Source organism: Pseudobacteriovorax antillogorgiicola (assembly GCF_900177345.1).
In the GTDB taxonomy this organism is placed as follows: domain Bacteria; phylum Bdellovibrionota_B; class Oligoflexia; order Oligoflexales; family Oligoflexaceae; genus Pseudobacteriovorax; species Pseudobacteriovorax antillogorgiicola.
In genome coordinates this window covers 142,813-155,641 of the sequence record NZ_FWZT01000015.1, presented here as the reverse complement: position 1 = coordinate 155,641, position 12,829 = coordinate 142,813, and the positions used below count along the sequence as shown (strand labels likewise).

The window sequence follows — 12,829 nt, the reverse complement described above, 5'->3', positions numbered from 1 at the left end:
CTTTCCAAGCCCACATTGCACATCATCCTTTATTTCAGCCGGTGAATCTCCAGCTTTATGAGGGTGAGGTGGCGATCGTCCAAGGCCCCAATGGGTCCGGTAAAACAACCCTCATGCGAGCCATTGCCGGCTTACAACAAAATTACAGCGGAACCCTTAAGAAATATGTTTCAAGTGATGAGTTTGTATACCAAGCTCAAAGCCACAACATTAGTTCCCACCTACCGTACACAATTGGCGATGTGGTAACTATGGGCACCGGAATCGAATTCGAGAAGATGATTGAGTTGGGACTAGTCGACGTAGCCCTCGCAAAGAGAAAGTGGAATTTTGCAAGTGGTGGTGAGCGCCAAAGAGCCCTTATTAGTCGATCGATGCTCTCTCACCCCAGGCTCCTTTTGCTGGATGAACCCTTTAATCACTTGGATGTGAACCATGCTGGTTTGGTGCTTAAACGTCTTGGAGATTACTTCGAAACACCAGGACTTCCTAGTATGGTTATCATCGCTCATGGGGAAGAAAGGCAAATGCTTGTGGATGCCTTTAACCCAAAACTTGTTGATTTAAAGCCAGTCGAGAGGAGTTCGTAATGAAAGATCTCTTAATCCTACTGGATGTATATTGGATTTCAATCGTAGTGGCCAGTTTCTCTGGGATTCTTTTGGCCCAACTAGGGAGCCATCTTGCTGGTCGCGACCAGTCTCTACAAGTTTTTTGCCTGTCACAAGGAGCCTTGTCAGGAGTTCTTCTGGGACTTCTGGGGATTCTATCTGTAGGGGGACAGGAGGCGTTACATGCTAGCGTGGAAGGCCACTCCCTTGTTCCAAGTTTAGCCGCCCTGGGTTTTGCTGCCTGTTTAAGTCTATTACTAGCTAAAATCAGTAGGAACCTAGCCGAATCTCGTAATACGATTTTCATAGCTATATTCATATGCCTAATTTCTATGAACTCTTTGATTAGCCGTCTATTTCCAGCTCTGGAACAGCAGTTCAGTAGGGTTTTTTTCGGAAATTTTACGACAGCCAGTATTCATACCCTAGAGATTCTCGGCTTAGCGACTCTCCTCCTTGGCGGTGCTTACCTTAAGAGATGGAAAACCTATGCGGGGGAAACCTTCGAATACGCCTTCTTTGGTTTCGTTCACGATAGAGGTTCAAAGCTCAAGAGAACGGTCTTCGAATTTTCAGTACTAGCCTATATATGTTTATGCATACAAACATTGGGCTTCGTGAGCACATTGGCACTTTTATTCCTACCAACGGTATTGGTGAAATCTTGGAATGTCTCGAATATTCGCAACCACTTACGAGCAGTATCTCTCTTAATTACCATCGGAGTTCCATCTGGATTCATTTTGAGCCTGGTAGTTCCTAGTCTACCAACAATTTCTGTAATCGTTCTAATGATGGGAGCTATTGCGTTACTCTTTACTTTTGTTCAAAGTATGAAAACTCTCAAGTGAGGCTGGAATGGTAAAAGAAAAAACAATTCCCGTTTATAGGAATGAGTTTTACGGAACAAGACTAGAGATGCTGGATTTTGTGATCTACGTTGATGAAGACTTGGAAGACAAAGACTTCAGCCCTGAAATGCCTCACAAAATCCCTAGATATGAAATGACTAGGGTTGCCGTCGCTAGTGCTGCAATACAAGGTCAATTGATTCATTTAGAACCTGAAGATAAATCGAATGGTATCTGGGATATGTATCACAAGGCCTGTTTGAAGGAATTATCGCTTGAAATCGACGGAGAGCGTAGGGAGGGTGTCCAGAAAATTCTAGACACACTTAAATCTGGTTAGTCATCACCCTTCTGGAACAAGAAAGCACCCTGGTGAAATTATGCAGGCATTCTGAGTTCCAGCATTAATGGCTTCATATCATCCCAGGGCAGCCCTCTCCTTTCGATCTCGATAGAAAAGCCCTCATTGCTAGTGACTAAGGATCATTAAACTCGATGGCATTAGACCCTCTCGCACTCAAAGGCTATAAAGGTTGAGACCATCGTATCGGCTAAACTTGTCATCGGAGGTTACAACTGTGAGATTTTCAGAGATTGCCTGAGCAATAATCAATCTATCAAAAGGATCTTTATGATCATCAAATACGGGAAGGTTATCCATGGCTACAATGTGAGCATCCTCTACTGACACGCTAGACCTAAAGCATTTTGCCAGCTGATCAGTGAATTCACGATCAATAGGCGGAGAATTTAGCTTTCCCAGGCGTCGTTTGAGAGACATTTCCCAAATATTGATCACCGAATAACTTACTTCATGGCGAGCGATCAATGACTCAATCTCCTCAGCAATACTTCCCTCATCTTGGAGGTAGAATATCAGAGCACATGTGTCCAAAAGGTAGCGCAAAATCTCCTCCAGTCACTTGATATAGTCTGAGAACTCATCTGGAATCTCATCAAAGTCATCGCTAACCTGAGCTTTCCCTTTCCAGAGGCCACGAACTGATGTCTTCGGCTCGCTGTAGACTTCTAGGACTACTGCAGGTTTCCCATTTTTGGTCAGGATGACCTTCGATGTAATACCCATTTCTAAGTCAGAAACTATCTTGGACAGATTGTTTTTCACCTCGCTAAGGTTCAGTTTTACCTCTTTCTTATCCACTCGGGCCCTCCAAAATCAAGCTAGATTAGCCACCTCTAGCCAATCTAGCTAATCTCGCCATCTCTTGTCAAGAGATACGGCCTTGGGGCTTGGCATAGACCGAATATAAATACGTGTTACTAGCAACTTATACGATGCAGCACAGCCCATGAAGTATGTCTTTTGGATGTCAAGCGACGGTTGAATCACTTTTAAAAACGCTATTCTCATAGAAGCAAGATAGGATGTTTTTCAATCTCGAATAAAACCGAAGCACCTGTAAAGCAAGTCAGCCGTCAGAGGCCGAATTCAATTTTGTTGAGTGTTGCCAAAATGGCTTTTTTCCTATATTTTCGGAAGCGGAGACCTGCACCCGTGAACCGCCAAAGGGACAAAAATGGAAGCCAGTCTAGATTGTTGCCACTCTTTTAAAGAGAAGTGCGCTGAAAAGCTTAAAGATCAGGGGCATCGCATCACACGCACACGGATGACTATTTCCGAGACCTTGCAAGAACTTAATATTCCATTTACTGCCAAGGATGTTCACCAGCGACTCATCGACCAAGGGCAAACCTCCTTTGATTTTGCAACCGTCTACCGCACCCTCCAAACTTATTCAGACCTTGAGTTGATTCATTTGGTGGGTCAATCAGGAAGATACATCAAGTGCAATTCAGAGCATATTTGTCACGATAAATTGGTCCATATTATCTATCGCTGTGAAGAGTGCAGCAAAGTCGAAGAGCATCAACTTGACCAAGAGTTGGTGGGATCATTTTTCTTCATGACCAAACAGATCAATCCTAGCTTTGAGTCTAAGGGCATGCTTATGGAGCTATCTGGCCAGTGCTCAGATTGCGCCGACAAGGCTTGAGCCCGTGGGTCTAGCCTATGGACTGCAAGACCTGATGTTGTACAGTGAGGTCAAAGCGAATCGAGTCTTCGATATGTGATAGCAGAGTTCGAAGGTTCGTAGGCTTTGGCAAAAAAGCCTCAGCCCCCTTCGCAAGAATTAAGCTTTCCGATAAATGATACGAGCCTGATGTCACAATCATCCTCGGCTTGTGACAAGGCCTATGTCTAACGTCGTCGAGAAGTTCAAGACCAGTTCTGCATGGCATATAAACGTCTGTAACGACCACATCGATGGGCTCTGCTTGGATGATTTGCCAAGCTGTAAGACCATTACTGGCCTTCTTAACCAAGTAACCGTGTAGCTCCAAATGAGTTTCTAAAAGCTCCAAAAGTTCGGGTTCGTCATCCACGATCAAGACTTTCAATGTGCTGTTGCTCATAAGTTCTGGTCCCTATTCGCGTGTATTGCATAGTGGTCTCGGGCTTCAAGCCCCACGCTATGTAGGCCTTAGGCCCCCTACTTCAAAGTTCTTGTGATCTTCTAAAAACTTCTGGGTAAGTTTCCCAGAAGCCTTATCAGACTTAAGTTCTGTTGAATCCGTGATGATCGATTGATTGCAGGGTCATGTTACTTCATGAATAACTGATACGAAAAGATAAAAAATCTTATAAATTTGCCTAACCGCTGCTTTGGCGTTTCATGAGCGAACTTTAAGCGATATAGGTTTTTTAAATGAATGTTATAATGTAGATCATCTAACGAACATTAAAGAAACTACTAAAACTCACCCCGGGGATAACGAGATATCGATCAGCAACCTTCAGCAGAACAAATCCTTTAGAGTGCGTAAGATTCTTACACTATCTATAGTATAGCCACACAAAGCCATTTTATTCTAACATCTTAGCTCGGCCCAGAGTTTGCATTTCATACCTATGGACTTCAGGTAGGGTGGAATATGATCTCTAGACTCATCACGATTTGTGCGTTGACAGCAGTTTCTTTGTTTCTTTGCTGGACATTTGTGCTCCGGGATATCCCGCCTGAGCTTGCACAGCATGTTTTAAGCGAGCCACAGGTTGAACCGGCTGAGGTGATGGTTATCAAAGGCCCACAATACGCTGCAGAGTTAGAACTGGATTCAGAGTCAACTGCAGAGGAATTTTCTGAAGACGACAGCGATTCGTTTCCAGAAGAAAGCCTAAAACTCGTTCAAAGCAGTTTGGAAACCGTGGATCTTGAGGATAAAGAGTCATTCCTTCGAGCTTTAAGAAGCATTAGAGAAACTCCTGAGTCAGCAACAATATTAGTTTCAAAGTTTAAGAAAACCATACCAGGACAAGAGCTCCGTCGGGATAAGATACTATTTCTCGCGGGGAAGATCGAAGATCCTGAACTTCTCCCCCTTTGGCAGGACATTCTCTATCGCGAGACGCCCCGATTTGAAAATGAAGAACTAATTCAACTTCAATCTCATCCAACTTTGGAATCACGATTGATTGCGGTTGAGCAGATGCAGGCGATCCGCAAACTGGGACAACTAGCATTTGATAACCATGTCGCCAAAGGGATCTTGTTTGATACAGCCCTTGGCTTGTCACCGAACCCTGTGTCTTTAGTTCATCGCGAACATGCTCTCAAGATACTCGGTGAATCAGACCCCAATGCATATCTAAAAGTTATGACTCGAATCGATAAGACAGATCAACTCTATACACGACTTTCGTCAAGAACACCATGAGGGTAGTTGCTATGTACAAGGATGTTTCAAAAGTTATGTTTTTCAGTTTAGGGCTATTGGTTTTCTTAAGTTCCTGCTCACAGGCTCCTAAGATTCAATCTCGTCGAGGCACACAAACCTCTGCCGATCTCGATATTGGCCGGGAACCAGCTAAAGTCTCTCTAAATTTTGCTAGTGAGCCACAACAAGACGCCTTCGAATACACCTTCGGTGTGGTTCCTATGAAGTTCGATCAGGGGGGCGCTATCAGCATTCAGAAATCAGCACTGATCGACCGTTCACAGGTGTCTGAAGAAAATCGCCCTATGCTCACTGAGCTTTGTCGTGACCTAGAAATCTCAACAAGCAGCACAGACCCAAGTCTAAGCCCTAGCACCATTTCTCAAGGCGAAGAGCTCTATGTTTTTTGGCGTTCTCACTATCCAGCGAAACTTAAATCAAATCTCGCCGACTTCATTATTTCTGGTCGAATTCAGTGTAGCCTAAGCATTTCTATTGGTGACGAGGCTGTGGATATTGTTTTTAATCCCGTTCCCACTGTGGCTGGAGAAATCCTAGGCACGAAGCAGGCTGATGCTGCGATCGATGAAATTTTGATGATGATCGATTCTTCCGCTAGTGGTACCCGCCTTGCTGGTAATCATAGCTATGAAGTGATCGCTATCGACGAACCCAGCGACATCATCCTCGGAGTCGAAGGCTTACACCAAGAAGACATCCAGGTGACTCCCCAAGACAGCCAAACAACTTGCCGCTACCATAGCTTGAATGGCGAGACGAAGCTCGGCAACCCTGAAGACCTCCAGTCCTTTGCATATAATTTTTCAGCACCGGACGGGGTCGACGTGGGCGAGATTATACCTACTAGTTCTGGCGGACGAAGTTTGGAGGCTTGTCAGGTAGCATCTCCAACGCCCCTTGAGTCGGGGTTTTCCTTAGGCATCTCCTGTGAGTCGTATATGGAAATCCAAACTCAGGGCCAGGGCGATACCTGTGGTTGGGCAGCAAGTGCAAGTAACCCCAATGACCCAAAAAATACAGTTTCGGTGGGCCTACGGATGTCTCCAACGCCGTTTGAAACGATCGATATTGGGAATCCCGTTGGGGCTTTAAAAGTCATCGAAGCCCAAGACAAGAACCCAATCACATTGAACACCTTAGATGTGACAACCTTCAGCACCCCTCAGGTCGACTCTCTACAACGTGCCTTCGACTTTTGGTTGGGTGCAAGCCCCACGTCCTATGCTACGTTTTGGGAAGGCAATATTTCTAAAATAACCTACCTTGGCAACACGCAGGCTTGTGCGGAGCAAGGGGTTCTGGCCTATGTCACCAGCCTCGATACCGACGAGATCTTCTGGTGTGAGCTGGCCGGAGTTAGGCAGCAAGACCTTAGTGAACAACGATCACCTCTGGTATTGATGCTAATTGCTGTGACAGCCCTCCATGAGAATTTACATGCAATCGGTCGTGAGCATGACTTCGACGCACCGGCCTACGAGCCGTGTAAGGGCACCTCGGAATCTGGCGTGTTGTCCTACGATACGGCTATCAACTGCCAGGAAGATTCTTGCTTTGCTATGAAAGACTTGGCTATTCAAGAATATATTGTTGAGCTAGACTACAGCCTTCAAGCTGATGGCAGGCGTTTTCAGGGCTTATGCCAGCAATGGAATGCAGCTATGGGCCTTAGCCAAGGAGACTTTGGCAGCTAAGGCCTAAAAAAAACCTAGGTTTTTTGGCAAATTCTGTAGATGAATTACCAATGACACGTTATTCTGGAGAAAATCAATAATAACGTCGTAGGAGTGTCATCGATGGGTTTGCTAAAAAATCTTGCTTTAAGCTCTATTCTACTTTCCGGCTCCGCCGTCGCTGCTGACTGGAGTAATACTTCGATCAGTCTCTTAAGCGGTACCGACTACGTGAATCCTTTTGGAGAGGATTACGATCAAACAATTATCACGTTTGAACATGTCAGCGGTTGGACCTATGGTGACAATTTTTTCTTTGTAGACGTTGAAAAGGCTGATACTAAAGACGATCAGTCCATGTACCTAGAGTGGAACCCTCGCTTTAGCTATAATAAAATTATGGGCCAGCAATCTGATGGCCTTGTTGCTGATTTTGGTATTGCAGCACAGATTAATATTCCAGTTGGGTTTAGAAGAATTTACCTGTATGGATTCTATGTTGATCTAAAAATTCCTGGATTCAACTTTTTCCAATCACACTTTTACGTACGTGATGATTTAAGCGTTGAGGGTACAGGCTTCCAAGTCACTTTGGTTTGGGGTCTTAATATTATCGATAAGCTGAGCTTTGGTGGCTTTCTTGACTACGCCGGTGAAGAAGGTGATGACACCGGAAAGAAAGAAGCCAACCTGCTCATGCAGCCCCAACTTCTTTACCAAGTTACAAAGGAAATTGCACTCGGTGTGGAGTTTCAATACTGGGACCCCAAGCTAGCTGTTAAAGATGCTGATACCGAGCAGGTCCCTCAAGCCATGATTCGCTGGACTCTCTAAAGTACTGAGATTCAACTAATTTCACTTTAGTTCAGAAATTCTGCAGTTCGGAAAAAAGTCGGGTCCATCGCCCGACTTTTTCGTTTAGGAAAGCTTTTCCAGCTTGTTGCTGGCATCCGATCCTGCTTCTTCTGAAACTTCGATGGGTATTTTCATAATAAACTTAAACTGCCGGAAGCCATCGTCCGTGGGATCTCCGATCAGTCGAACTTCAATATTGGCACCTAACTTGATCAATGCTTGTTTGACCGCATCCAAGCCCACACCACGACCAGATATATCAGTAATTTTCTGGGCTGTACTAAAGCCAGACGCGAATATGGAATCCGCGACTTCGATCTCATTGATCTGGCTAGCGTCAACTCCCCGTTGCTGAGAGAGCTTATCTCTAATCCGAGAGATATCGAGACCCTGACCATCATCATAAAATTCGATCTGCATATCATTTCCAGCTTGGCGGCCATTCACGAAAATTGTTCCCCGCTGATCCTTATTCTTTCCGAGCCGAACTTCGGGAGATTCAATGCCATGATCTAAGGCATTATTAATCAGGTGAGGGAAGACATTACCCAAGGCCTGCTTTAATTCAGGCTTCATTTCAAAGTAAGGCACCTTAACCCGAAACACAGGCTCTGGCTTAGCGAGACTCGATGCGATCGATTTCAGGTTGCCTCGCATTTCGTTGATAACGTCATCAATCGAATGATTCCCCTGCACCTTGTTGCAAACATCATCGATGGCATCAACCACATCCTGGGAGCAGTTCGCCGTCTCCTTGCACATCTTCTGAATAGCGACCAAGCGATGTACCATATCCGCACTTACAGCTGATTCCGAATTTTGCGAGCTAAGCTTGTCATTCAAGATTGAGGAATAAGAAGCAACACAGGTTTCGATATGGTCAACTTCCTGAATCACGTTAGCGCTGTTGAGTTCCAAACCATTGGCAAAGCGATCTTCCACCTCGTGAACCACTTCGGAAAGATAAGATATCCCACGAATCCGAGCATTGCCCTTCAAAGTATGAAGGTCTCGCTTGACCTCGGCAATCGCTCTCTCTCCCATATTGCCAATAGCTAAGCCTTTGATCTCTTCAATTAGAGAATCGGCAGTGGTCAAGAATTCGCGGAATTTGCTAGGCCCCACATTCAGGATTTGGCCAATCATTGCCAACTCCCTTTTTTGGGCTTCATTCTGGGCTTCCAATGCTTTGAGATCCGTGACGTCCTTCAAACTGACAAGTATCTTACTAACCTCATCAGAGTCGTTTAGAATCGGAGACCAATCAATTTGCAGTACTTTTTTCTCATCGTGGTAATCTCGAAATTCAATCTCACTGGCCAATAGATCCTGGTTTGCTGAATAATTGATATCGTCTTCCCCAATCGCAAAATCCAGGAAGCTTCCGATCTGGCTACAGGCGTCCCCTGATAGATTTGATCGGGCAAAGATAAGGTCCATCGCATTGTGCTGAGCGATATCTTTTCGACCCAGAATATCTTCCAAGTGGTGTGAATACTCATGATGGATTTGATTGCCGTCAACAATGGTAAAAATACCCTGAGGAATATTCTGCAACATCGCGTTGATGTCATTGGTTTTCTCTGCTAACTCTGCTGTTCTTTCTTCAACCTTACGTTCCAAGTTTCGATTCTGATCTTCAATGATCTCAATCATGTTGAGATTCTTGAGCCGCGTAGTCACGATGCGAGCTAAGGTGTCTAGGGTGTGACCGATCTCATCTTGTCCCTGCTCGAAGCCCTCAGCGTTCCACAGAGCAATGACGCCCACAAGCTCTCCTTCGTCTATTAGCGGCAGAACGAAGACTTGCCCCCCGTGATCGCGAGAGAGAAAAAGCCCACAACAAGCAAAGTTCACAGACTCATTGGTGCCTAGTTTCTCTTGAAGTTCGGGGTGACTGAGATCTATTTCTTCATAGAAGTTGTGATTATGGAAGTCTTTCTCAGATACTAAGCGACCATCAAAACGATTGTACATAACCGCTGCCTGAGCATCGGTGTGAGTTTCCAAACCCCGCAATACATGCTTCAGAACGTGCTTCCGACTCGGTAATTGGTTCACCGTCTCACCCATCAAATTGAGAAAGTCCAGATCCTCAATTTTCTTCTTAATCGAAACCCTCATGGTATCGAAGGCCCCCGCTAAGATACCCAGTTCGTCGTTGCGATCGGTTTTGATTGACTGCGAAAGATCACCACCAGCTAGCTCAGCAGCTCTGCCCGTAAGATAATTGATAGGTTTCTTGATTAGTGCAGTTAATGTAACTTTTAGTGTGAACGCCAATGAAATGAGAAGGATTGTCGTGAGACCGGCTAGTGCCGTAAGGCTTTCTTTAATCCCTTCTTTTGCTGACTTAGTAGACACCACAAGTTTAATCAAGCCAATAGGATTATCTTCACGGATGACATTGGCCTCGTGATAGAGATAATCACTATTGCCAGAGAACGCTGCGATCTCATCTGAGTTACCTGTCTTGGAGTAGGAGTAATTTGTATTGCCATCTTGATCGATGACTTCCAAGGCTTCAACGACATCGTCGTTGATAATCGATTCCGAAAATTTTTCGATGCTTTCCTGGTCATAGTTCCAAAGAGGTTCGCTGAAAGCTATGGATGCTAGTTGAAGTATGCTATGGCTTCTCGCTTTCAGGGTGCTCTCAATTTTTTGGTAATTACGGAGCCCTAAAATCCCTGAGAACACAGTCATCGCTAAGGTCACAAGGATCAGCAACCTGAGATTGAGCTTTCGTGCGATCGACTCGGAACGGTTAAGGTTCGCCATTACCAACTCCTGGACGTAGTCATACCATGGTCTCCTTAACGTGATTGTCAAAAATATCTTTAGTTTTTTACGGAGTCTGCTGACTTGCACCCAGCCCCTCGGAAAAGGTAGGGATAAGCACCTAATAAACCTAACTAAAGAACTGTAAAATTATTGGACACACTCACGAGGACTATCTCATTTAAGCTGTTTCATTAGCAGCTAATGACGAAAAGTGTGATTTCGAGCAGCCTATTATTGCAGAAAGTAAGTTTTTTAAACAGAGCGAGGCTATTCCCAACGAGAAAGTTCTCAAAAAAAGAGCCTGGGTGTAGACAAATGATCTCCAATGAAAAAAAATGTATAGAGAGGAATTTATCACTAAGGAAGGCCGTTATGCTTACTCGATTATTTCTAATCAGTGTTACCCTTTTATTTTCTGCCAGCAGTTACGCAAAGCACTTCGTCGTTGGAGTCGAGCGTATTCAATACTTGCCTCAATATACCCATGATGCGGGTGAGTACGGAGGCTTTGCCCGACAATTCCTTGACATGTGGGCCAAGGACAACAATCATACTGTAGAATACAAGATCCTCCCCATCTCACGACTTTTCAAAGAGCTTCTTAAGCCTAATTCGGAGCTCGATTTTAAGTACCCCGACAACTCTTACTGGCAACAAGACATGAAGAAAGGCAAAAACGTCACTTACAGTGATGCAGTTGTAGACTATATCGATGGTGTTGTTGTTACTCCAGGAAATATGGGCAAAGGCAAGCAAGCTCTCAAGAAGCTGGGCACAGCCCGCGGTTTTACAGCCTGGGACTACTTAGGAGATATTAAATCCAAGGCTATTACTGTCAAAGAAAACAACAGCTTCGCTGGTTTGCTAAAGCAAGTTATCTCGGGTCGAGTAGATGGTGCTTACATCAATATCGCAGTCGCGCGCTACCATCTAGCAAATCAACTTAAGCAGCCAGGAGCAGTAGTTTTTGATCCCAATCTTCCTCATACAAAATCAGCCTATCACCTCTCAACGATCAAGCACCCTAAAGTACTCGAAGACTTCAACAAGTGGATGAAGAAGAATCAAGGTGATGTGGCTGCTCTAAAACAAAAGTGGGGCGTCAATGCCATGTAGGGCATAGGCTTTGCCTTCCAGACTATGCTTCAACAGATTGAAAAAAGGGGCGCTAGGCCCCTTTCCAGCTACGAATGGTTTCTAGCCAACACCTCCTACCTCTGCTAATATCCCGTAGTTAAAATTCTTTAGGAACCGACTCATGGACAATCTTGCACATGCTCTGGCTTCAGCCGCAACCTCAGCCGCCACTCATCCCCGCGCCTTAAAGAAAAGCCCCAAGGCTCTCCTCTTATCCTCGGCCATCGTTGCGAATATCCCGGACATCGATATTCTTCTGGCGGCCCTAGGGCAAGAGACCTACCACTTCCATCATCGTGGCTTCACACATTCATTCCTGGGCCTACCCTTCATGGTCGTATTAGGTGCCCTGATCCAACGATTTATTTGTCGCAAAAACCCTATTTTCACCTGGAAAGACTCGCTCATCTGGGCCAGCTCACAGCTTTTAATTAGCCACTTTCTGCTAGACTACCTAACTAGTTACGGCGTGATGTTCTGGTACCCTGCTAGCTTTGCCCGATATGCCTGGCCCATGATGTTTATTATCGATCCCATGTTTTGGTTGATCTGCGCCATTGGACTTATACAGGTCTGGCGAAATCTTGATCTACCTTGCTCACGTGTCAGAGCCATAGGTTTTGCAGTCTTCTCAGTAATGGTGAGCTGGTGGACGATCATTGGCATTGCTAAGTATAAGGGCGAAAAACTTGCGTTTCCAAATGAACCAAGACAGGAGATCTTATCCTTTCCAGGACCCTTATCTCCATTGGTATGGCTGGTGGTGCACGATCATCCCGATGGCTATAATTCAAGCATCATTAGTTACATGACCGATGATGAAGCGCGGATCATTCCCCAACCTCTCGATAACAGGTACGTTTCTGACCAGCTCTGCTCCAACCTGTCCGGCACTCCAGAGGCGGACACAGCCTATCGTCAATACCAGCGATGGGCTACCTGGACTATTTGTGAGAACACCGACGATGGCGGCTGCCATTGTCATTCCATGCGCTATGCGTTCAATTTAAACGCTCACGAGCCATATTTCGGTAGTGTTAAGATCAAGAACAACGGTGAGCTTGCTTTCATCCCTCCAGACCGAAAAAGTGCTGGTTCTGAGTTCTTCGATCGCTTCATGTTTTTCGATGTGGACGATGCCCACAAGGCATCGCCATAG

The 12,829-nt window shown here is 45.2% G+C and carries 13 protein-coding genes; 9 read left to right on the top strand and 4 right to left on the bottom strand.

What is annotated here, in order from left to right; translation table 11 throughout:
• Positions 1-41 precede the first annotated feature (41 nt).
• Genes B9N89_RS19135 through B9N89_RS19125 form a run of 3 tightly spaced genes read left to right on the top strand, consistent with a single transcriptional unit; the run spans position 42 to position 1,802 of the window.
• Complete coding sequence (locus B9N89_RS19135; RefSeq protein WP_268808820.1) at positions 42-590, top strand: ATP-binding cassette domain-containing protein; 549 nt, start codon at positions 42-44, stop codon at positions 588-590.
• Complete coding sequence (locus B9N89_RS19130; protein WP_132319858.1) at positions 590-1,462, top strand: hypothetical protein; 873 nt, start codon at positions 590-592, stop codon at positions 1,460-1,462. Before B9N89_RS19135 ends, B9N89_RS19130 begins: the two co-directional genes overlap by 1 nt.
• 7 nt (positions 1,463-1,469) lie before the next feature.
• Entirely contained in the window at positions 1,470-1,802 is a 333-nt protein-coding gene (locus tag B9N89_RS19125) for a hypothetical protein (protein WP_132319856.1), read from the top strand.
• 177 nt (positions 1,803-1,979) lie between these two features.
• Here B9N89_RS19125 and B9N89_RS19120 read toward each other — a convergent pair whose 3' ends face one another.
• Together B9N89_RS19120 and B9N89_RS19115 are read right to left on the bottom strand one after the other, a co-directional pair.
• Positions 1,980-2,369 (bottom strand): type II toxin-antitoxin system VapC family toxin, encoded by a 390-nt coding sequence (locus B9N89_RS19120; RefSeq protein ID WP_159455491.1) that lies wholly within the window; start codon positions 2,367-2,369, stop codon positions 1,980-1,982.
• A gap of 12 nt (positions 2,370-2,381) precedes the next feature.
• Positions 2,382-2,624, bottom strand: coding sequence for a type II toxin-antitoxin system Phd/YefM family antitoxin (locus tag B9N89_RS19115; protein ID WP_132319852.1), 243 nt, complete (start codon positions 2,622-2,624; stop codon positions 2,382-2,384).
• 376 nt (positions 2,625-3,000) lie between these two features.
• On the opposite strand from B9N89_RS19115, the gene B9N89_RS19110 reads away from it, so the two are divergent.
• The gene (locus B9N89_RS19110) at positions 3,001-3,477 is read left to right on the top strand and encodes a Fur family transcriptional regulator (RefSeq protein WP_132319850.1); all 477 of its coding nucleotides are present in this window, start codon (positions 3,001-3,003) and stop codon (positions 3,475-3,477) included.
• Between the two features lie 10 nt (positions 3,478-3,487).
• Here B9N89_RS19110 and B9N89_RS19105 read toward each other — a convergent pair whose 3' ends face one another.
• Positions 3,488-3,898, bottom strand: coding sequence for a response regulator (locus tag B9N89_RS19105; protein WP_132319848.1), 411 nt, complete (start codon positions 3,896-3,898; stop codon positions 3,488-3,490).
• A gap of 519 nt (positions 3,899-4,417) precedes the next feature.
• Between B9N89_RS19105 and B9N89_RS19100 the strand changes: the two genes are divergently transcribed.
• The 3 genes from B9N89_RS19100 (at position 4,418) to B9N89_RS19090 (ending at position 7,728) form a co-directional block, all read left to right on the top strand.
• Positions 4,418-5,200 carry a hypothetical protein gene (locus B9N89_RS19100; protein WP_132319846.1) on the top strand — a complete coding sequence of 261 codons (783 nt, stop codon included), beginning with the start codon at positions 4,418-4,420 and terminating at the stop codon, positions 5,198-5,200.
• Between the two features lie 11 nt (positions 5,201-5,211).
• Positions 5,212-6,915: a hypothetical protein gene (locus B9N89_RS19095; protein ID WP_143478220.1), complete on the top strand. Its 1,704-nt coding sequence runs from the start codon at positions 5,212-5,214 to the stop codon at positions 6,913-6,915.
• A gap of 102 nt (positions 6,916-7,017) precedes the next feature.
• Positions 7,018-7,728 carry an outer membrane protein OmpK gene (locus B9N89_RS19090; RefSeq protein WP_132319842.1) on the top strand — a complete coding sequence of 237 codons (711 nt, stop codon included), beginning with the start codon at positions 7,018-7,020 and terminating at the stop codon, positions 7,726-7,728.
• An 84-nt stretch (positions 7,729-7,812) separates the two neighbouring features.
• On the opposite strand, the gene B9N89_RS19085 is transcribed toward B9N89_RS19090, so the two are convergent.
• Complete coding sequence (locus B9N89_RS19085; protein WP_132319840.1) at positions 7,813-10,530, bottom strand: HAMP domain-containing protein; 2,718 nt, start codon at positions 10,528-10,530, stop codon at positions 7,813-7,815.
• A gap of 375 nt (positions 10,531-10,905) precedes the next feature.
• On the opposite strand from B9N89_RS19085, the gene B9N89_RS19080 reads away from it, so the two are divergent.
• Positions 10,906-11,649: a substrate-binding periplasmic protein gene (locus B9N89_RS19080; RefSeq protein ID WP_159455490.1), complete on the top strand. Its 744-nt coding sequence runs from the start codon at positions 10,906-10,908 to the stop codon at positions 11,647-11,649.
• Between the two features lie 142 nt (positions 11,650-11,791).
• Entirely contained in the window at positions 11,792-12,829 is a 1,038-nt protein-coding gene (locus B9N89_RS19075; protein WP_132319836.1) for a metal-dependent hydrolase, read from the top strand.